The sequence below is a fragment of the Psychrobacter sp. Choline-02u-9 genome (assembly GCF_002836505.1).
Classification (GTDB): Bacteria; Pseudomonadota; Gammaproteobacteria; order Pseudomonadales; family Moraxellaceae; genus Psychrobacter.
Genome location: NZ_PJBF01000057.1, coordinates 1 through 20,878, shown reverse-complemented (window position 1 = coordinate 20,878; position 20,878 = coordinate 1). Strand labels below are relative to the sequence as shown.

Genomic DNA, 20,878 nt, shown 5'->3' with positions numbered 1-20,878 from the left:
TTAGCTAACAAATATATACCTTATAGCATAAATCACATATATTAATACTTTATGCCTAACAGAAATTTATCATCTTTCTTAACTTTTAATTTATATTTGTATCAAACTGAGAATGGATACGCGATAGACTCATGATACTGATACCCTTCCACTTCAAAATCGTCCAATGTTACCCATGTCTCAATATCTTCGAGAGACTTAATTTCAGGGTTAATGTGAAGTTTAGGGGCTGGATACGGTTCGCGTTTTAATTGCACATCACGCATTAACTCTAATTGGTCTTCATATATATGTGCATTTACAATCTTGTGATAAGCTTTTCCAGCCTCATGCCCCGTAATTTGAGCCATTAAAGCCAATAAAGTAAAAACCTGGACTTGATTGAAATTTTGACCTAATGGCACATCACAGGAACGTTGTGATGAAGTCAAATAAAGCTTGCCACCTAACAACGAAAATGTATGAGTATGCATACAAGGACGTAAACATCCCATATGAAACTCACCTGGATTATAGAAAGTTAGGATTTCACCTCGATCATCAATACCGTTCCGCAAGTTATCATAAATCTTACGAAGCTGGTCAAACTCCTCTCCTACTGAATTACGCCACCTGCGGCCCTGTACACCATATACTCGGCCCATATCATCCTCACCTTTACGATAAGGATTAGCTAACCAAGCTTCATTTTCATTGGCATTAGCGTTCCATGTATTACATCCAATAGCTCGAAACTGAGCTGCGCTATCATAACCACGTAGATACCCTAATAATTCTGCGATAGCTGCTTTCCAATAACTCTTTCGAGTAGTTACTAAGGGAAACTCATTAGCTCCTACATTGTAGTTTAAATCAGCATTAATAACGGTTAAGCAGCGTTTTCCAGTCCGTTCATTCTCGACCCATACACCCTCATCAACTATACGTTGACATAAATCTAGATATTGTTTCATTCAATAACCTTAATTGGACTGTATACTTTTCTCGTGAGGTAATTTCTTATTGCCCGTGATCACAACACATTTTACCTCATGATTTCATTGAGCATTATAAAGTTTCAAGGCTCAATTGTACAAACCTGTTCGTAACAACTAATTGTCTTAATAACTTATCAACAGGCTATGCCCCAATGGATCCAATGAAACCGAATCATTCTATCTAAAACCATTTACCATAATGCAGCTTTATGCGCAGAATGCGCGGTTCCCTAGTGAGGACTTGAATCTTTGGCTGTGAGCTAATGATATTAAGGTTTCAACTTGCTGAGATAGCCACAGTGTACTTCATGATGTACTTACCATAGATATTCTATCTATGATCGGTGCGCTAGTGAGGACTTGAAGAGACCATCCCAGATTCTGTGTAACTGACGTTTAGATTAAATACTTACACAAAATTTAGGAAGGTCTCCCAGATTCTTATCAAAGACTTCATCATCTATTATTCGCCAAACGGCAACTTGCTGATGGTCTTTGGTGGTGACTAGATTTAAAGTTTGTTCAATCATTGCTTGAGGTCTCATATCCTTATGATGTTTATTTGCTTCAAACCCAGTTACTTTACACTTAGCGGTTTAATTAAGCTACTTACTCAACTTCAATATTCTAAAGGCGCCCTGAATAACTAAAGCAAATACGATGCTACCAATAATCAAATCAGGCGTACTAGAGTGTAACCAATTAACCAAAATCCCTGCAACAATTACCCCTAAATTGATAATCACATCGTTTGAAGTGAAAATCATACTGGCTTGCATATGGGCTTCTTCTTCTTTGCTTTTCGATTTTTGTAGTAAATAGAGGCAAATCAAGTTTGCAATTAGCGCAAGAATCGATATGACTATCATGGTAGAAAAGTCAGGTAACTGCTCATTGCCAAAGAAACGTCTTAGTACTTCTAAAAAACCAAGAATCGCTAGCGTAATTTGAAAATATCCGGCAATTCTAGCAATCCGTTTTTTCTTAATGACCGTTCCACCGACCGCAAATAAGCTAATTCCGTACACGAAGCTATCTGCTAACATATCTAAGCTGTCGGCGACCAACCCCATCGAACGAGAAATCAGTCCCGTGCTCATTTCAATAATAAAGAAAGCAAAGTTAATGACCAGCACTATCCATAGTAGCTTTCTTTGCTCAGCATCTTTTTTGTGACTAGAGTCAGCATCAATTTTAAAATTATTGTTGGGATCAGAGGGGTCAATGGTTTCGGTCGAGAGTAGGGTGTCTCCTAATTTTAGGTCATGAATAGCAGTCTCTATCCCTTCTATATTGTCATGATGAAACACAGTTAATTGACGGTTAGGAATGTCGAACTCAAGATGTTCAATATTCGAGTGGCCCTCTAATTTCATTCGGATTAGGTTTTCCTCCGAAGGGCAGTCCATCTTCGATATTTTAAAAGTTGTTTTATTCATAGTTACATTTATATCCGGGTGGTGGTTCAAAAAGTAGGCTGAAAAAAAACAGGCTGAGAAATTGATAAATAACCCCAGTTCGGGATAAGGGCTCAAAAAAAAGATAAAAAAAGAAGTCCGAAGTTGCTAAAGTGAGTTTACCAAGACAAACTTCACAACAAGGACTTCTTACATGGACAACCTAACCGAACTATACTGCCATATTGACGACTTTTATCAGCAATTCAAACCTGAGTTTGACGCTCATTTAATCGCAACGGGACACCAAAGGTTAAGAGCATGCCAGATAAGTGTAGCAGAGATTATGACCATCTTGATACTGTTTCATCAATTACGTTATCGACAGTTTAAGGCGTTTTACTACCATCACATGCTTGGCATGATGAAACGGGAGTTTCCAAATCTGCCGAGCTACTCGCGATTTATAGAGCTTATACCGCGCAGTATCATACCACTGTGCAGCTACTTGCAAAGCATGATGGGCGACTGTACGGGTATCAGCTATATTGATTCAACCAAGATAGCAGTTTGTCATAACAAGCGTATCTACCGTCACAAAGTCTTTGAGAGTATGGCGCAAAGAGGTAAAGGTAGTATGGGCTGGTTTTACGGCTTTAAGCTGCATGCCATTATCAATCATAAGGGCGAGCTTGTATCTGTTAAAGTCACTGCGGGTAATACGGATGACAGAGTGCCTGTTAAGGATATGGCAACGCCTGTGTTTGGCAAGGTGTTTGGGGATAGAGGCTATATCAGTAAAGCCCTAAACGAGTGGCTCACAAAACACAATGATACCACGTTGATAACCAAACTTCGGCGTAATATGAAACCCCAATTACTTGAGCCTATGGATGAGGCACTACTCAATCATCGCTCTTTGGTTGAAACGGTGTTTGGGGAGCTTAAAAACTTGTGCCAAATCGAACACTCACGCCATCGTAGTGTCACGGGGTTTATCACAAACTTGCTGTCAGGTTTAATTGCTTATTGCTGGTTTCCCTATAAGCCCACCATCAAAAACATGCCTCAGCAGGGACAGGTAGCCACATTGTAAATAGTATCAATGAGTTACAATGTGGCTTATCCCGAACTGGGGTTAAGTAGTTAAATGAATAGTAATAAATAACGTTAAACCAAGGATTTAGCGTCTATATTAAAAAGGCTATTTAGTAAGATTGAAAAAGACAACGTCCTATTATCAAAGGACGTTGGCTTTTTAATGGGTAGAAATGATGTGGAATTTATCTACATTTAAACGATTAATTTAGCGCGGTTAAGGTTTGCTCAAACGCTGCGCGCCCGATTTCACCCACTTGCTGATTGACCAATTGCCCGTCTTGATAATACAGCAATGCTGGCGGACCAAATAGTTTATAACGCGCTAAGATTGCTTTTGAATCAGCCGTAGTCTCCGTGATATCAAGTCTGACCAATTGCCAATCTTGCATTTGCGCAGGGCGATTATGAAATAAGTTTTTCTCCATAGTCCGGCATGCAATACACCATTCGGCGGTGACATCGACCAGCACTTTAGGATTGGCGGCGACAATGGCATCTAACTCAGCCAGCGTCGTGACCGTCTTATCGGTTGCATTACTGGTGGCTGGTTGACCAGCAGTTGTCTGCAGCACCGGAACCGCAGTTAGGGAGGCAAGCGGATGCAAGCTGTCGTCATTGCCCAATGCGGCGCCGACGATTAAACACGTCGCCCAAATACCAGCGATTAAGCCTAGCGCTTGGGTCAGCATCCGACCTTTGCCTAGCCAGCTCCACGCCCACATCGCCACGACCATAAACCACAGCGCCCAAACCATCAGCATCACAGGCGAGATAAAGACGCGTTCAATTAATAACAATGCCACGGCAAAAAGCAACAAAGCAAAGCCCTGCTTGACCCAGTTCATCCACTCACCCGCTTTTGGCATGATTTTACCTTGGGTCGCGCCGATTAAAATAAGCGGCGCTGATAAACCAAAACCGAGCATAAATAAAGCCGCAAAGCCAAGTAATGGACTTCCAATCGTTGATACAGCAAGCAGCGCCCCAAATAAGGGTGCCGAAACACAAGGCGATACCACGAGCGCCGATAAGAATCCCGCAATTAAACTGCCGCCCGTACTACCAAGCTTGCTATCCCCCGCTTGGCTTAGACCCTGCATTTTACTACTGATGAATCTTGGCAGACGAATGCTAAATACGCCCAACATATAAAGGGCTAATAAGACAAAAACGATGGCAAAGGCAATTAGTATAATCGGGTTTTGTAGCCAACCGATAATGCCTAACGATTCACCAAATATAGCAATGACCGCACCTAAAATACCATAAGCGATAGCAACACCAATAGCGTAGCTGGTCGTTAAAATAACACCGCGTTTTACCGTTGGATTGTCTTCACGCGCGACGATATTGGCAACAATCGGTAGCATCGGTAACACGCACGGCGTCAATGCTAAGCCCAACCCTGCCAAAAATAATAACACCAATGCCAACCACGGATGCGAGGCTAAGCCAAAAGGGTCGCTATCAATCGCATTATCGCCAACAACGGTATTGTTTGTTGCAGCAGCATTATTTATGACAGCGTCATTGTTCGCTGCTTCACTTGTAACATTATCGCCTACAGCTTCTTCATCGGCACCAGAGATGGTATTGGTCGCACCAAGCTCTGTATCTAACGCTTCGTCATCTAACAAGGCATAATCAATCACCTCGTCATCTGGCGTAGTTTGCTCTGTAGCAATATTATTGGTAACTGTCGCCTCTGTAGAGGCTTGCGCAGTTTCTGCATTGCTATTATTGCTCGCAGAATCTGTAGCAGTGCTACTTGAGCTATTGGCTGCCGATTGTGACGCAGCAGCAATATTGACTGTGGTTTTTATTTTCTCCGGTGGATAGCATAGACCCGCTTTGGCACAGCCTTGCCAACCTATCGTCACGGCGGCATTATTTATCACCTTACCATTACTACTACTCAATATAGTGCTAGCAACCATATTGGCTTGGTCAAAGACCAATACTTGCCCAAAGGTTGGATCATCAATGGAGACTGGCTTTTGGCTAAAGGTAAAAGGTGCAGCGCTCACGCCAGCAGGTAACGTTAGCTTAATTTGGCCTCTATAAACATAGTGCTCAGGCGTAATGTCAAAGTTAATGGCTAAGCGCGTGCCATTATTGGTCGGTTTGCTGCTACTGCTAACTTGAAACGCTTCGTTAACGGGCAAAAATTTCGGTTGGGTCGCGCTTTTATCACTGCTAAATAAATCGCCCAATCCTGCCGCTTGCGATGCCACTGGCGCAACCGTCAGCCCAGTAGCTCCTAGCCCTGTCAATAATGAGCCCGCGCTGAAAGCGAACGCCAACAGATAAGATTTTTTCGACGATTTATTTTGCGTTAATGACGGAGACTTTTCTGCGCTCTTAAGGGACATGAAGGGCTACCTATTATTACCAAAATTCGAATTGACCAATTCACTGTCTGTATGGACTTGTCTATTTACAACCCCAGTTCGGGATAAGCCACATTGTAACTCATTGACACTATTTACAATGTTGCTACCTGTCCCTGCTGAGGCATATTTTTGATGGTGGGTTTATAGGGAAACCAGCAATAAGCAATTAAACCTGACAGCAAGTTTGTGATAAACCCCGTGACACTACGATGGCGTGAGTGTTCGATTTGGCACAAGTTTTTAAGCTCCCCAAACACCGTTTCAACCAAAGAGCGATGATTGAGTAGTACCTCATCCATAGGCTCAAGTAAGGGGCTGTCCTAGATAAGTAAAATTATTTAGGATAGCACTATGAGAAAGAGTAAACTAAGTTGGTATAAACAAAACAGACTCATCGAGCTATTTGTTGCCGGTTCTACCGCGAGAACAGCAGCAAGCCTAGTCGGTGTTAATAAAACCACAGCCAGTTATTACTTTCATAGGCTAAGACTGCTTATTTACGAGAATAGTCAAGACCCTGGTCTATTTGAGGGCGAAATCGAAGTAGACGAATCATACTTTGATGGCACTCGTAAAGGCAAGCGAGGGCGAGGTGCTGGTAGCAAAGTGCCCGTGTTTGGTCTATTAAAGCGTAATGGCAAGGTCTACGCTTGTATTATACCCAATGCTAAAGCAGATACTTTGATCCCCATTATAAGAGAAAAAGTGAAGCCTGATAGCATTGTTTATACTGACTCATTTAAAAGCTATAACGCATTAGATGTCAGTGAGTTTACTCATTATCGTATCAACCACTCCAAAACCTTTGTTAATGACAAGAATCACATTAATGGTATAGAGAACTTTTGGAACCAAGCTAAACGGCATCTACGTAAGTTTAACGGAGTTCCAAAAGAACATTTTCACCTCTATTTAAAGGAATGTGAGTGGCGTTTTAATCACAGTGACCCAAAGTCGCAATTACTACAATTAAAACAATGGGTTAAACAGGGTTTGAACTAGTTATCTAGGACAGCCCCAAAAATTATTACCGTAAGTTTCATAATACCAGAGCGGTAAGTGGAGCCGTTTATGAAAGTGGCGCGATTAATAATCGTATACCAAAAACATATACGTTTAACATTGTTCATTGTATAAACATAGATAAAGGAAACAACTATGACTGAATCTACCGACAGATTAGATAGTACTAAATTGAATAGCGTTGAATCGGCTAGTACTAATATTGCTGACAAGAAGGTACCTATAGCTGTGAGTAGTACTCATCAATCGATTGACTCTAAAACCATAAATCATACGCCTAAAGCTATGTACGTGACTTCAGGCAACTCAATAACACCTAAAGATAAGTTGGACAAAATGCCAAAAATGGTTGCCAATGGCAGTCGCGCTTTTATCTGGTATTTGTTGGCGATAATGGTATTAATACTTGATCAATGGACTAAGTGGTTGGCCCAAACCACATTAGCGTTCAATGACCCCGTACCGGTCATTGAACCATTTCTCAACTGGACACTCGCTTATAACTATGGGGCAGCATTTAGCTTTTTAGCCAACGCTGGCGGTTGGCAGAAATGGTTTTTCTCAGGCTTAGCTTTTGTAATGGCTATCTTTTTAACGGTTTATTTAATCAAAGCGCCACGTGCAGCCAAGCTATTATCTATGGGGTTGGCCTTAATGCTTGGTGGTGCGATTGGCAACTTAATCGATCGTTTAAGAATTGGTAAAGTGGTTGACTTTATCCATGTGCATTATGCTGATGTCTGGAATTATCCTCTTTTCAATGTTGCAGATATAGGTGTCTGTGTCGGTGTCGCATTGATTATAATTGACATGATATTTTTAGAAAGTAAGCGTAATAAATAAGCACATTGATGCCGATTATCACAAACAAAATGAACTAGCGTCGTATTCACTCTATACGGAAAAATACTTTTTATACTTGAGTATGTTTATAAAATGTGAACTGGAAGGTAATGTATGACTGGTATAGGTACTCACTCATTTTAGGTCTTAAAACTCAATACTTAAAAGCTCTGCGTAGAGCCATTATTATAGAGAAATTGAATAATCCATAAATTCTTTATTGATAATAACAAAAGGAAAATACAGTGTCACAGACTCAGCCAACTATTGAAAAAATTCACAGCCTTAGAAAAAAAACAAGAGACAGCGTTAAAAAGTCTTACCCTTATATAGTCGATACACTCTAAAAATGTCATAGCACTACTGGGATGAATTTTGCGCAGCCTCCTATCGTGCGCTCAAAGAAATTTGAAGCGGACTATAATAATTACCATCGTTTGTCAGGCGAGGGTAAGCGGGATACAGACACATTCAGAAATGAAATGAAGAATTTTATTACTATGTATCCTGAAGATTTTGAGAAAAAACCGCTAGAAAATTATTTGAAATAACAGCTATTAATGGCACTCCATTAACATTTCTGTAAGTACATTACCGTTAAATGATTACCCTGCGCAGCAAGATAGCTCTTTAACGTCTTTGCTAAAGGTTTGAGCGCATAACTTCAATCCTTCAACCATCGTCAAATACGGAAATAGTTGACCTGCCAATTCTTCGACTGTCATTTTATTATGAATAGCAAGAGCCGCACTTTGAATCAGTTCTCCGCCTTCATGGGCTAAAATTTGTGCGCCTATCAGTTTTCCCGTGGATTCTTCAGCTACCAACTTGATAAAACCATCCGTTTCAAAATTTGCTAAAGCTCTTGGTACGTTTTCCATATCAAGTACACGACTTATCGTATTTATTCCTACCGCTGAAGCTTGTACTTCGGTTAGACCTACCGTAGCAACTTGTGGGTCGGTGAATATAACAGCAGGCATGGTAGATAAGTCGAGTTGCGCATTTCCACCTGTCATATTAATTCCAGCCCTACTTCCGGCAGCAGCAGCAACATAAACAAATTGTGGCATATTGGAGCAATCTCCAGCGGCATAAATGTTAGCTGTTGATGTTTCCATCATACTATTAACAACAATGGCACCACTTTTATCTGTTTCAACACCAACATTTTCTAAACCAAGCTTTCCAGTATTTGCATGGCGACCCGTAGAGATAAGCAATTTTTCAGCGATTAATGTTCCTTCGTTAGTTTCCAATGAAAAACCATTGCTATCATAAGAAACATGACTTGCTTGCGTATTATTAAGTACCCTAATACCTTCTTTTTCAAAGCACTCTGCCAGTTTTTCACCTAATAACGGATCTTCAGCATATAAAAGGGTATGTCTGGCTAGAATTGTCACACGGCTACCTAAACGGGCATAAGCTTGCGCAATTTCCAGAGCAACAACGGAGGAGCCGATGACAACTAGACTACTCGGTAACTCTTCTGCAAATAAGGCTTCTGTTGATGTCCAATAAGGTGTATCAACTAAACCCTTAATTGGCGGAATGCTTGGTGTAGAGCCTGTTGCAATTAAAATGCGATCTGCAACCAGCTCTTCTTCACTACCATCAGACTTGTGAACTAGCAAGGTATTTTGATTTTTAAAACGTGCATAACCTTTAAGTAAAGATAGCGCGGGATTACTCTCTAAAATACGTTGATATTTAGCATCGCGTAGTTCTTCGACGCGAGCGTTTTGCTGATGTGCTAATAAGGAGCGGCTAAGTTGTGGCTGAATATTTTCTAAACCATCAAACGGGTTAGTACGTTGCTGATGCGCTAATTGCGCAGCACGGATCAATATTTTTGAAGGAACACAGCCGACATTTACACAGCAACCTCCGATTACATCGGCTCCTTCAATGATAGTAACTCTTGCTCCGCCTTCTGCTGCTTTAACCGCACTGGCAAAGGCCCCTGAACCACTACCAATAATGGCTACATGTAATTGTTCTGGCTGGATGTCATTTGGCGAGCAACAACTACTCGTTGACATATTTTATTCCTCTTAAAAAGTTAAGCGGTACAAGTTTCATCATCACAGCGTTTATTCGCAGGAGAAACCATGTCCCAAATTGATACAGCAACCATTAGTCCTAGCCCCGTATAAGTAACGTATGAACTCCACCCGTACTGGAACCAAGGGTATAAAGAGAGTAAAACCAAAATGGGGCCAATTGAACCGATAAAACTACGGTGCCATTGACGATGGCTAAACCAGCCTAAGATATTCATTGCCAGCGCTAATACTGCAAACAGTGGTAACAACGTATTGATAAATACCCCTTCCCACTGACTAAGAAATCCCATCCCAATTGCCGCACCAAGACTAGCTATCGCGGGAAAACACATGGCGCATCCCATTGCCGAAACAAGTGCACCTATAGAGCCTGCTTTATCTCCGATACGCGTAACTAGTTCTAAGGGGCTAAATATTACTTATTTTCACTTTTTAAATTTGAAGGGTAGCCAGCGTTGGTAGTCGCTGCAATTAATGCATTGATGTTGGTTTTAGTGTCATCAAAAGAAACAACAGCTAGCTTAGGCTTGTAGGTAACTTTCGCATTTTCAACGCCATCAACATTTTCTAATGACTTTTTAACTGTGATTGGACATGTCGCACAGTTCATCGTTGGCACTTCCAGTGTAACTGTTTTTACTTCAGCAAAAGCACCAAAACTAGAAAGTGAAAGCAGTGCGGTTAATAATAATTTTTTCATAATTAGCTCCAAATTTTAAAATGTTATAAATTTCTTGATCTGTATATTAAGCAAACAAAAGTATCCAATAATTACTGGTCACTAAAATTGTCGCAACTATAGCGCTCAGCCAGAAAATGACTTTTCGTTGTTGCTGTTTCTTAGGAATTGCACAGGCCGTTCCCGGCTCACACTCTTCTACAGGACGGTAAATTTTCCAACCTGAGTAACCAAACAACAACACTACAAATGCGATAAATAATGGCCTATAGGGTTCAAATGCAGTTAAATTACCAATCCATGAGCCACTTACCCCAAGTAATAACAGGAGCAAAGGACCTACACAGCATACGCCTGCGCCTAATGCTGCTATGATGCCTCCTATCATTGGAAGGTTTGATTCTTTTTGATTCATATAGATACCTCATTAGATAATGCAAGTGTATTGCATGTACCTAAGTACGGAGTCAAGGGTGATTTATAAAAAATTTATCTTTGATAATCTGCTACGACAGATACGGGGAATAAGCTAACTTGAATTAAGGCGCAGAAGTAAAATTGGATATGCTGTTTTAGTGGGAAATGGTAGTTAAGTGAATCATTTACTTCGGTTGCAACGAATCAATTATTGGGCAGTGGCTATCGTCATCATTATTTTGGCATTGTCCTAAATGTTCTTCCAAAGCGTGTTCTAACAACAACAAGTCAGCCATCTTTTTTTGTACTGCGATCAGTTTTTTATTAGCTAATTCTTGTACTTTACTACATGGACTATCGTTTAACGCAAGTAACCCTTCAATCTCATTTAGCGTAAAACCTAATTCTTGAGAACGCTTGATAAAATGCATTCTATTTACCGTTTCTTTCGGGTAATGTCTATAGCCCTGCATAGGCTTTGGTGGTTGTTTAATTAAGCCTTTGCGTTCATAAAAGCGAATTGTTTCGACATTTACACTCAGTTCTTTAGCCAACATACTTATGGTTCGTTTAGACACGTTATCAATTACCTTACTGACTTTTTGTTTACTTACTTTATATCTAATTAAAGTGACCATCAATGAATACCAGTTTAAACATCGCTAATTGATTTTGTTTTTTCTTCTATTAAATAAGTAAAGTTACCGTTGTTACAACAATATTAAACCACAACAATGTATGGTTTATCCTTTTTCATTATCAAAGTCCAAATTAGTGTTATTACATGCAGTTCTACATGAGTATACCCTAAGGGAACCACCTATTTCACCCTTCAAACCTATTAACAGACCACTTAAAACAGACTGGTATAATGGAACCACTTATAACAGACTATTTTAGGTGTTTATGTTTATTAGAGCGTATCTACGAGCGTCTACCAAAGAACAAGATGCTAAGCGTGCCAAAAGCGAGCTCATAGCATTTGCCAACGATCATGGCCACAAAATTGCTGCCTTCTATGTCGAAAACGAATCAGGCGCTATCTTGGCGCGACCAAAGCTGATGCAGCTGATTGAAGACGCTCATAAGGGCGATGTGATCTTAGTTGAGCAGATTGATCGCTTGGCGCGTTTGAACCAAGCTGATTGGGATACGCTAAAAAGAATGCTATCAGAGAAAAAGCTCTCTATCGTATCAAAAGAGCTGCCGACCTCATATATGGCGCTTCAATCTGAAAGCAGTACAGAATTTATGAGCAGTGTATTGCAGGCCATTAACTCGATGATGCTGGATATGCTCGCAGCCATTGCTCGAAAAGACTATGAAGATCGCCGTAACCGTCAGATGCAAGGTATTGCTCGTGCTAAGGCAGAAGGTAAGTATTCAGGACGTAGGAAAGATACGGAAAAGCGCAAGATCATCGCTAGTCTGCTCAAATCAGGTCATAGCTATTCTGATATTCAAAAAATGACCAAGTGCTCACGGCATCTGATCGCTGATGTGGCCAAGGAAAGACCGAAGATGCTCAGTACTCATTAAGTGGTTCCACTACGGCAGTCTACTATAAGTAGTCTGTTAATTGATTAATAAGCCTTTTTAGTTGGTTCCGCTGGGATATGTCCTATATTAGCTAGTGTTTTTTTGGACAGGTACAATAATAAGAGAGTGAGTGTATGTATGATGCATATATTTCACATGCAGTCGAAAGACAAAAATATCTTATGTTTTATCTGAGACTGTTGTGCCACTACAAACTATCTTGAATCGGAAAAAACGATGATTCAAACCGTTATCCATTATTTTCTACACTTTGGCATGCCGTTGATGGTTGCCTATATATTTTTTCGTGACGACTATAAACGAGTATATTTGATTCTTTTAGCCACTATGCTAGTAGACTTAGATCATTTGCTAGCCACGCCTATTTTTTCGCCCAATCGCTGTAGTATTAACTTTCATCCGCTGCATACTTATTATGCAATGGCAGCATATGCGGCTATGCTATTTCTACCTAAGACCTATAAAATAATTGGTTTGGGGTTATTGTTACATATGCTAACTGATTTGAATGACTGCGTGATGACCTATCTGAATTGTCCGCAGTGCTTGAATAAGGCTTCTGCCCGTGAGTTGGTGAAATGGTTGGTCACAGCCACGAACGCTTGATGTAGCTGTGAGCACATCGTTTAGTATTTTTCCTAACAAGCATTTTTTTAATGCATTTTCAGCGGCTAACCTAATGTGTTTTGCTGCTAGGATTTATTTAGATTATTAGTGCACGTTTTTACATCGTTTTAATAGTGCTGTAATCGCCACGGGTACGTAAAACAACTTGAACATCTGAATCGCCACGATTTCGCCAGAACCAACCGTGATTACCTGTAAATGCGGCCTCTAAAACGCCTTCATCAGAAGCAACCCCGCGACCTTTCTCATAGCTAATGGCTTTACCCAAGGCATCACCGTGAGTATCAAAATTAACCTCACCGCCAGTGACTGCCCAAGAGTAATTTGCTTTATCACCTTCAGACATTTTCATTTTAATTTCTATTCCTTCACCTGGAGTCAGGGTGAAGGGAATCTCATCACGCCACTGTCCATCAGCAACGGTAGTATCAGTAGGCGTGGTATTTATTGTTTGTTCTGTCATATTGTCAATGTCTGAGGTTCCGGTTGCTACTAAACCAGCCGCATCTGCGGCAGCTTCTTCTGCCAATTGCTGCTTAATCTGTCCCATCTCTGTTAATCGAAGCAGTTTACCAACCCCAGTTGGATCAATACCATATTCTGCCGGTAGAACCACTGTAAATAAAATGACTATTGCTGCAATTGCAGCCAGAATAGTAGATTTTATGAGTTGCTTTGAAGAGGGCAGCTCAGCTTGTGAAGGGGTGTCACTGTTATACATATTAGAAATCCTTGGGTTATTGAGACATTAAATAGCCAGTAAGCTGCATGCCCACTAAAATAAATCCTGCGCTCATCATGGCAACGTTGGCGGTATAAGCGTTACGGATGAAACTTGACGTGCGTCGCCAGTAGCTCATGCCAATCAATATGATTGCTAGAGCTAATAGCTGCCCAATCTCCACACCCACGTTAAATGCGAGTAAGTTAGGTAGCAGGCCGTCAGGAGACATATCGTATTCTAGAATCTTAGTTGACAACCCAAAGCCATGGAAAAGACCAAATATAAGTACCGCTATTTTTGTATTTGGTTGATATCCGAACCATCGCTGGAAAGCACCAATGTTGTCTAAAGCTTTATAAACAACAGAGAGGCCAATAATTGCATCAATCAGATAACTATTTATACCAATGTTGAAATACACACCTAAAATCATCGTGGTGGAATGACCCAATGCAAATAGGCTCACATAGACACCAATATGTTTCATACGGTAAAGAAAGAAGATGACCCCGAAGAGGAACAGTATATGGTCATATCCCGTTATCATGTGCTTAGCACCCAAGTACATAAAGGGTAAAATATTGACTCCTGAAATTTCCTGAATATAACCTTTATCACCTGCGGTTACAGCGTGAGCAAAAGCTTCGTTACTGCCAAAAATGACACAGGAAAGCAGTACCGAAAGTAACAGCAGACGGGTCTGCCAAGTCGCCCATGACGAGCTTGTTGACCTATTATGAGCATAGCTGTGCATTGAGAATCCTATGGTGTGAAATAATGGATACGCGGCCTAATGTAATACAATAAAAAATTTTGAACTCATTCAATAGAAAGTAATTATGACTGGCACCTCAAAGCACTTTCTTACAGATAGGGCACATAAAATACGAATTTTTTAAATGCAAGCCGAGCAATTAAGGAGTAAGATGATATCCCCTAGGGGGGGATTAGGTCAATAAAAAATTAAGTTTTTATCGGGTATAATTGCGCTCTCTAGAGGAAGGACACTGCCATTATGAAAAAACCGCACATACACGAGTCTCATCCAGCTGTTATCACACGCCTTAAAAAAGCAAATGGTCATCTGAATAGTACGATAGAGATGTTAGTAGATGGACGAACTTGTCTTGATGTAGCGCAGCAGCTGCAAGCTGTAGAAAATGCCATTCATCAAGCTAAGAAAGTTCTAATTCAGGACCACTTGGATCATTGCCTTGAAGATTTACTAGGATCTGTCGACAAAGAACAGAAAGACTCTCTAGATGAGTTTAAGGAAATAACCCGTTATCTATAAGGTCCATCGGCTGAAATAAAGAGGCTCGGATGCTAAGTGTTTTTGTGAATCGAACTTATCGTCACTTGTTTGCTGCCCAAGTCATTGCTTTAATTGGAACTGGCCTCGCTACTGTGGCGCTAGGGTTATTAGCTTTTGATCTGGCAGGTAGTAATGCTGGTGTCGTTATGGGAACCGCATTGGCCATCAAGATGATTGCTTATGTTGGTATCGCCCCAATTGCAGCAGCCTTTGCCGAACGACTGCCCAAACGTACGATGTTGGTAACGCTAGATGTGATACGAGCAGGTGTCGCCCTGCTTTTGCCGTTTGTTTCGCAGATTTGGGAAGTTTACGTGCTGATCTTTGTATTGCAAGCTGCCTCAGCGGCCTTCACGCCGACTTTTCAAGCCACTATTCCTGATGTTCTGCCTGACGAGCAGGATTACACTAAAGCCTTATCACTTTCACGCCTTGCGTACGATATGGAAAGTCTGATAAGTCCCATGTTAGCAGCAGCATTGCTGACAGTAATGAGCTTTCATAATCTGTTTACGGGAACAGTGTTGGGATTTTTAGTCTCTGCCATATTGGTCGTATCGGTGGTACTACCCTCACATGCTATACCAGAGCGTCGTAGCATCTATGATAGAACTACGCGCGGTATTCGGATCTATTTAGCCACACCTCGATTGCGCGGATTGCTTGCAGTCAATGTTGCCGTTTCTGCCGCAGCGTCTATGGTTTTTGTAAATACGGTTGTAATCATTCAGGGTGGCATGGGACTCACTCAGAGTGCAGTGGCATTAGCCTTAGCGAGCTTTGGCGCTGGTTCTATGATTGCTGCATTGGCTTTGCCAAGCCTACTAAGTAAGCTGACAGACCGTAGGGTCATGTTAAGCGGTGTAGGGCTGTTAGTGGTGGGTATGTTCGCTGGTACATTGATGATGGGACAAAACTCACTTATGGCCTTATGGTTCGTGTTAGGTTTGGGTTATTCTGCTGCTCAAACTCCCTCTGGCCGCTTGCTATGGCGATCCTCACATCAAGAAGATCGCCCAGCACTGTTTGCCGCTCAGTTTGCTTTATCTCATGTCAGTTGGTTGGTATTTTACCCCTTGGCAGGTTGGTTAGGTGCTCATTACAGTATGACTGTTGCTTTTGCAGTATTAGGCGGTGCTGCTGCACTAGCGGTATGGGCGGCTTTTAGAGTCTGGCCGTCTATTGATTTAACAGAGATTGAACATGAGCATTTCAATCTACCAGAGGGTCATATCCATGCTACTGGATCTCCTACACCCAACGGGATACGACATACCCATCCTTTCGTAGTCGATGACTATCATCCGCGTTGGCCGAGCTCAGGTCATTGATTTTGAATCTGTATACAAGAAGGGGGTTGCCATTGCGGAAGCATTAGTGTTTGAAAAGGGCACTACCAAGGACTTTTTCTCAAAAAAAATGATATACGGCGCTGATATTCTGAAGCTTACTATGCTACTGATTTATCAAGGCACTTTCCTAGATTCAAATAACCCTATTCAGGTTTTATTAACTTCAACAGACATATGAGACAGTTGAGGTAAGGATTCTAATAATATTTTTTTGTATTCTTCCGTACTTAAAGGGGATGGTGAGGACACTGAAAGGATGGCAGCTTGGTGGGTTGACGCAATTTTCCAGACATGAATATCGTTAATAATCGTATTTTTCTTATCGAGAGTCTGCGATATCTTCTCAAAAGTTGAAACATCAACAGATTTATCTAAAAGCACGGTACTCGATTCTTTGATCAATCCATAAGACCAGTGAAGAATCACTATTGCACCGACAATGCCCATGACAGGATCAATCCAGATGATGCCCATATATTTACCGGTTAATAACGCCACGATAGCAAGCACAGAAGTTAGGGCATCCGCTAAAACGTGTAAATAAGCCGCTTTCATATTGTGGTCATGGTCATGGTCATGGTCATGGTGATGGTCATCTTTAAGTATAAATGCCGATACTATGTTTACGATTAGACCAATAACAGCAACGATAATGGCTTCGTTAAAATATATATTATTTGGCTCTATTATTCGTTGGACTGATTCTAAAATCATTAATAATGCGACAATGGCTAATGCAATGGCACTCGCAAAACCACCGAGATAATTTACCTTGCCCGTACCAAAACTAAATAATTTATTATTAGCGTTCTTTTTAGCATACGAATAAGCAAAGATAGCGATAAGAAATGCGGCTGAATGTGTGCCCATGTGCCACCCATCAGCAAGTAATGCCATAGAGCCAGACCATGTACCAGCAGCGATCTCTAAAACCATGATTATCGTCGTCAACCAAAATACAATCTTTACTTTAGATTTGTTTTGGGCACTATCGACACCGAAATTATGAGAGTGTTCCCACTGAATACTTGATTCTTTCACGTTTTAAATCCTTAGCTGTATATAAAAAGATGGCAATCTTATGTATTATAAACATCATTAATAAATATACTACCCCCCAGTATAATGTAAGGCAATAAAATAATGTCACACACTCAAAACAGTAAGAGCAAGCTACTAGGACGTATCAGACGTATCAAAGGTCAGTCAGTAGCAATAGAAGCGTCATTAGAAGGTAATCCTGAATGCATGGCTCTTTTGCAGCAAATAGCGGCATTAAAGGGCGCGGTGAATGGCCTTATGAAAGAAGTCTTGGAAGAGCATATAAGAGAACATTTAGGGGCAGAAGACATTACCCAACAACAACGACAACAAGAGATAGAAGATGTGTTATCTATCCTAAAAACTTACCTAAAGTAAAAAGATAAAAGTCTTTCAAAAAGAATGATTTTTTCATGTTGAAAGGTACACTGCTATGTACAATGAGCTGCTGTAAATAATGTAGGCTATTGTTATCATTAGCCTACAGCTGAAGGTTTAAGTCCTCACTAGGGTACCGAACCAGTGAAAGCGCCTGACAATCTACCATTAGACTATACCTAAAACATAAAACTTCTAAACGATAACTTAGCTATCATTAGACTTGTTTCTAAAATTAAATGATAGTAATATCTTGCTATTATCAATGAACATTAATTATTAAGTCTAAGTAATAGAGGTCGCGTTATGACCGTTCGTATTTATGTGAGAGCCAGCACTAAGGATCAAGACGCTAAGAGAGCCTTGTCTGACTTGATTACCTTTAGCCAAAGCTATAACGTTAAACATGTTGAGTACGTTGAGCATTTCAGTGGTACAAAGCTCGATAGGCCAGTATTAGCTAAGCTATTAAAAGACGCTGATCAAGGCGATATTCTGCTGGTTGAAAGCGTGGACAGATTAAGCAGGCTATCTCAAGATGATTTTGCAATTCTAAAGCAGCGCATCAAAGACAAGGGCTTGCGATTGGTGGTGGCTGATCTACCAACTACGCATACGGTAAGTAAAGGCATGACAGGTGAGATCCTAACAGTGATTAACCATATGCTGATCGACTTATTAGCAACGATGGCAAAGCTTGATAACGACAAGCGTAGAGAGCGTATCAAGCAGGGATTGGCTAACAGTGGCTATAAGCCCTCCGGTAAGAAGCCTAATACAACGAAACACAATCGTATTAGAGAATTAGACAGTCAAGGCAATATGACAAAAGAGGAGATCGCTAAGGCGGTTGGTGTTGGGGTAGCTACGGTTTATCGGGTGTTAAAGCAGGGCTAGACGACACTATGTCGGAGGGTCTCCAAACCCGGTACGGTTCACCTAGCAAACATTCGTTATTTTTTGGCCTTAACTAAACTTTGTGCGTAATGGTATTTTCTGGCTGACTTCTACTTTGAACGCATGTTACCGCGCACTCAAGGTCATGCTGAAGAATGGTCAATCCTTCAAAAACCATGACGTCATTGGCCGCTGAACACTTTAGCTTTGACTACTAATTAATAGTGTCAAAACGATAAAAAGAGCGCCGATGCACTCTTTTTATTCCTAGTCCGACCTTACAATTCAACTTCCCCCAGCAACTTAGCTGTCGCTCCAATTTTCTGGCCTCATCCTTAGACTTTGGCAAAAGCGTCCCCTACAGTTAAAAAGAGTTCACTACGCTCACTGATAGTTTCTTTAGAGTAAGTGCATTAAAAATTCCGTCATGTCTCTGTCTTTCTACAACTTAAATTTAAGTAAGAAAATCGCGCTAATATTTAAAAAACTCTTTAACAAAAAAAACAATATAAATATTTAAATACATCAGCAAAACAAATATTATCAACATTCACATATCAATAAAGGGAATAAAAATGTCAAAAAATTATAAGCTCAGCCACTATATCTTTCCGCTCATGCTGGGCTTTTTATCAATGAATGCTATAGCGGCAATTAATGTCTATGGTCCAGGTGGACCAGCACCAGCGATGCACGAAGCAGCGAAACAATTTAAAAATAAAACAGGGATTGATGTCCATGTAACCGCGGGCCCTACTTCACAATGGAGCGACAAAGCCAAGCTTGATGCCGACGTCATCTATAGTGGTTCGGAAGCCATGATGTCTGATTTCGAAAGCTTATTTGCCGACAAAATCGTAAAGGACTCGATTGAGCCTATTTACCTACGCCCTGCTGCCATTTTAGTCAGAAAAGGCAATCCCAAACATATTCAAGGATTTAAAGATCTAAGCAGGCCAAACACTAAAGTTTTGGTCACCCATGGCGCAGGCCAAGTCGGCATGTGGGAAGATATTGCAGGTAGAACGGGCAACATTCAGCTCACAAAATCCTTCCGTAAAAATATCGCCATGTATGCACCCAATACAGGCACAGCGAAAAAAGCATGGGAAACTGACAGCAGCTATGATGCATGGTTGGTGTTTAATATTTGGGGAGTCAGTAATCCAGACATTGGGCAAATTATCCCGATCGAACCTGAACTGGTGATTTACCGTGATGCAGGTGTTGCACTAACTCAACACAGTCTAAAAAATCCTGAAGCAAAAAGTTTTATTACGTTTTTAAGCTCTGCACAAGGCCATGCGATTTTTAAACAGTTTGGTTGGAACAAATGAGTGCTTAATTTTAATCTTTGATCCACATTCAAGATCAGTTTCCAAGCTTAAAAAATCGAACTTTTAACAAGCAAATTGGACATAAAAAAGAGCGCCACGGCGCTCTTGATTGAAGAAAATATAACTACTGAACCTCGGCCAAAAGCGTTTGTGCTGCCATTTTACCCAAGGTATTCGATGCCAAAGGACTATCTCCTGTAATTAACTTACGGTCTTGAATACACTGTCTCGACATCTCTTTATTAACCACTTCCACACCCAACTTTTCTAAGCGATCTGCCAGCAACCATAGTCAACATGAAAAAAACGAAAATCTCATGCAAGCCTTTGAAGCGATCCAAGCCAAATACGGCAAATCTAAAATTGCATTGAGTGGTTGTTATTTGCCAAATCGTGCTTGGAGTATGAGCTGAGATCGTTTGACGCAGAATTATTTTAGTTGGGATGGGTTACTTCGGGTGTAGCACCGCCCAGTTCAACATCAGTAAATTCATAAAGTTAGCAACACAATCCAAGAAATAAGAAATTTATCTCTGCACACGACAAAAAAACAAAAAAGTCTGTTAAAGCAAAGGCATAATAGTAATTTTTAAGACGAATCAGACCATGCCAAACTTTAACAGACTTAGTGAAACTTTAACTCAAAACCTGAGTATGAACAAGGCAAGAATCACATGTTTGAGCCTAATGATAATAGCCCTGATTACTGCTCAAAGCAGTAATCTTAAAAAAAATAGCAAGACACCTC

General features: G+C 40.7%; 22 protein-coding genes and 3 pseudogenes. 12 read left to right on the top strand and 13 right to left on the bottom strand.

Features of this window, described 5'->3' with window-relative positions; genetic code table 11:
• Window positions 1-101 precede the first annotated feature (101 nt).
• Both CXF69_RS09830 and CXF69_RS09825 read right to left on the bottom strand, forming a co-directional pair.
• Window positions 102-953, bottom strand: coding sequence for a thymidylate synthase (locus CXF69_RS09830; RefSeq protein ID WP_101204880.1), 852 nt, complete (start codon window positions 951-953; stop codon window positions 102-104).
• Between the two features lie 629 nt (window positions 954-1,582).
• Window positions 1,583-2,416: a cation efflux transmembrane domain-containing protein gene (locus CXF69_RS09825; protein WP_058023794.1), complete on the bottom strand. Its 834-nt coding sequence runs from the start codon at window positions 2,414-2,416 to the stop codon at window positions 1,583-1,585.
• 172 nt (window positions 2,417-2,588) lie between these two features.
• Here CXF69_RS09825 and CXF69_RS09820 point away from each other — a divergent pair, with 172 nt between their 5' ends.
• Window positions 2,589-3,470 (top strand): IS982 family transposase, encoded by an 882-nt coding sequence (locus CXF69_RS09820; RefSeq protein WP_102078172.1) that lies wholly within the window; start codon window positions 2,589-2,591, stop codon window positions 3,468-3,470.
• Window positions 3,471-3,675: 205 nt separating this feature from the next.
• Here CXF69_RS09820 and dsbD read toward each other — a convergent pair whose 3' ends face one another.
• Complete coding sequence (gene dsbD / locus CXF69_RS09815) at window positions 3,676-5,847, bottom strand: protein-disulfide reductase DsbD (RefSeq protein ID WP_102078173.1); 2,172 nt, start codon at window positions 5,845-5,847, stop codon at window positions 3,676-3,678.
• A gap of 113 nt (window positions 5,848-5,960) precedes the next feature.
• A pseudogene (locus CXF69_RS09810) lies at window positions 5,961-6,164 on the bottom strand (transposase); the annotation flags it as partial.
• Window positions 6,165-6,219: 55 nt separating this feature from the next.
• On the opposite strand from CXF69_RS09810, the gene CXF69_RS09805 reads away from it, so the two are divergent.
• Window positions 6,220-6,870 (top strand): IS1595-like element ISPssp3 family transposase, encoded by a 651-nt coding sequence (locus CXF69_RS09805; RefSeq protein WP_101204403.1) that lies wholly within the window; start codon window positions 6,220-6,222, stop codon window positions 6,868-6,870.
• 156 nt (window positions 6,871-7,026) lie between these two features.
• Complete coding sequence (gene lspA, locus CXF69_RS09800) at window positions 7,027-7,734, top strand: signal peptidase II (RefSeq protein WP_075107731.1); 708 nt, start codon at window positions 7,027-7,029, stop codon at window positions 7,732-7,734.
• A 605-nt stretch (window positions 7,735-8,339) separates the two neighbouring features.
• Here lspA and merA read toward each other — a convergent pair.
• From merA to merR, 5 genes are all read right to left on the bottom strand, one after another.
• Window positions 8,340-9,779: a mercury(II) reductase gene (merA, locus tag CXF69_RS09790; protein WP_102078174.1), complete on the bottom strand. Its 1,440-nt coding sequence runs from the start codon at window positions 9,777-9,779 to the stop codon at window positions 8,340-8,342.
• 20 nt (window positions 9,780-9,799) lie between these two features.
• On the bottom strand, window positions 9,800-10,219 hold the full coding sequence (merC, locus tag CXF69_RS09785; protein WP_008467331.1) for an organomercurial transporter MerC: 420 nt from the start codon (window positions 10,217-10,219) through the stop codon (window positions 9,800-9,802).
• Window positions 10,219-10,503: a mercury resistance system periplasmic binding protein MerP gene (gene merP, locus CXF69_RS09780; RefSeq protein WP_008110847.1), complete on the bottom strand. Its 285-nt coding sequence runs from the start codon at window positions 10,501-10,503 to the stop codon at window positions 10,219-10,221. The genes merC and merP overlap by 1 nt, the downstream gene beginning before the upstream one ends.
• A gap of 46 nt (window positions 10,504-10,549) precedes the next feature.
• Entirely contained in the window at window positions 10,550-10,897 is a 348-nt protein-coding gene (locus tag CXF69_RS09775; protein ID WP_016899520.1) for a mercuric transporter MerT family protein, read from the bottom strand.
• A 187-nt stretch (window positions 10,898-11,084) separates the two neighbouring features.
• Window positions 11,085-11,537 carry an Hg(II)-responsive transcriptional regulator gene (gene merR, locus CXF69_RS09770; protein ID WP_102078175.1) on the bottom strand — a complete coding sequence of 151 codons (453 nt, stop codon included), beginning with the start codon at window positions 11,535-11,537 and terminating at the stop codon, window positions 11,085-11,087.
• A 268-nt stretch (window positions 11,538-11,805) separates the two neighbouring features.
• On the opposite strand from merR, the gene CXF69_RS09765 reads away from it, so the two are divergent.
• Together CXF69_RS09765 and CXF69_RS09760 are read left to right on the top strand one after the other, a co-directional pair.
• Window positions 11,806-12,438 carry a recombinase family protein gene (locus CXF69_RS09765; protein ID WP_101204367.1) on the top strand — a complete coding sequence of 211 codons (633 nt, stop codon included), beginning with the start codon at window positions 11,806-11,808 and terminating at the stop codon, window positions 12,436-12,438.
• Between the two features lie 237 nt (window positions 12,439-12,675).
• Window positions 12,676-13,065, top strand: coding sequence for a DUF6122 family protein (locus CXF69_RS09760; RefSeq protein ID WP_036592946.1), 390 nt, complete (start codon window positions 12,676-12,678; stop codon window positions 13,063-13,065).
• Window positions 13,066-13,183: 118 nt separating this feature from the next.
• Here CXF69_RS09760 and CXF69_RS09755 read toward each other — a convergent pair whose 3' ends face one another.
• Window positions 13,184-13,807 carry a transmembrane anchor protein gene (locus tag CXF69_RS09755; RefSeq protein ID WP_101204368.1) on the bottom strand — a complete coding sequence of 208 codons (624 nt, stop codon included), beginning with the start codon at window positions 13,805-13,807 and terminating at the stop codon, window positions 13,184-13,186.
• A gap of 16 nt (window positions 13,808-13,823) precedes the next feature.
• The gene (locus CXF69_RS09750; protein ID WP_101204369.1) at window positions 13,824-14,564 is read right to left on the bottom strand and encodes a HupE/UreJ family protein; all 741 of its coding nucleotides are present in this window, start codon (window positions 14,562-14,564) and stop codon (window positions 13,824-13,826) included.
• Between the two features lie 261 nt (window positions 14,565-14,825).
• Here CXF69_RS09750 and CXF69_RS09745 point away from each other — a divergent pair, with 261 nt between their 5' ends.
• Entirely contained in the window at window positions 14,826-15,104 is a 279-nt protein-coding gene (locus CXF69_RS09745; RefSeq protein WP_101204370.1) for a metal-sensing transcriptional repressor, read from the top strand.
• A gap of 29 nt (window positions 15,105-15,133) precedes the next feature.
• On the top strand, window positions 15,134-16,456 hold the full coding sequence (locus tag CXF69_RS09740; RefSeq protein WP_101204371.1) for an MFS transporter: 1,323 nt from the start codon (window positions 15,134-15,136) through the stop codon (window positions 16,454-16,456).
• 168 nt (window positions 16,457-16,624) lie between these two features.
• Here the strand turns inward: CXF69_RS09740 and dmeF are convergent, their stop codons facing one another.
• A complete protein-coding gene (dmeF, locus tag CXF69_RS09735) occupies window positions 16,625-17,518 on the bottom strand; it encodes a CDF family Co(II)/Ni(II) efflux transporter DmeF (RefSeq protein WP_102078176.1) in 894 nt (297 codons plus the stop codon).
• A 102-nt stretch (window positions 17,519-17,620) separates the two neighbouring features.
• Here dmeF and CXF69_RS09730 point away from each other — a divergent pair, with 102 nt between their 5' ends.
• From CXF69_RS09730 to CXF69_RS09715, 4 genes and pseudogenes are all read left to right on the top strand, one after another.
• Window positions 17,621-17,896 carry a metal/formaldehyde-sensitive transcriptional repressor gene (locus tag CXF69_RS09730; protein WP_101204373.1) on the top strand — a complete coding sequence of 92 codons (276 nt, stop codon included), beginning with the start codon at window positions 17,621-17,623 and terminating at the stop codon, window positions 17,894-17,896.
• A 306-nt stretch (window positions 17,897-18,202) separates the two neighbouring features.
• Window positions 18,203-18,793, top strand: a complete 591-nt coding sequence (locus CXF69_RS09725) for a recombinase family protein (RefSeq protein WP_058368781.1) — start codon at window positions 18,203-18,205, stop codon at window positions 18,791-18,793.
• Between the two features lie 99 nt (window positions 18,794-18,892).
• Window positions 18,893-19,011, top strand: a pseudogene (locus tag CXF69_RS14525) (acyl-CoA dehydrogenase); the annotation flags it as partial.
• A 357-nt stretch (window positions 19,012-19,368) separates the two neighbouring features.
• Window positions 19,369-20,130 (top strand): substrate-binding domain-containing protein, encoded by a 762-nt coding sequence (locus CXF69_RS09715; protein WP_058368377.1) that lies wholly within the window; start codon window positions 19,369-19,371, stop codon window positions 20,128-20,130.
• A 124-nt stretch (window positions 20,131-20,254) separates the two neighbouring features.
• On the opposite strand, the pseudogene CXF69_RS09710 reads toward CXF69_RS09715, so the two are convergent.
• Window positions 20,255-20,419: pseudogene (locus CXF69_RS09710) on the bottom strand (protein deglycase HchA); the annotation flags it as partial.
• Between the two features lie 28 nt (window positions 20,420-20,447).
• Between CXF69_RS09710 and CXF69_RS14580 the strand changes: the two are divergent.
• Window positions 20,448-20,543: a DUF4113 domain-containing protein gene (locus tag CXF69_RS14580; protein ID WP_145990099.1), complete on the top strand. Its 96-nt coding sequence runs from the start codon at window positions 20,448-20,450 to the stop codon at window positions 20,541-20,543.
• Window positions 20,544-20,878: the final 335 nt, after the last annotated feature.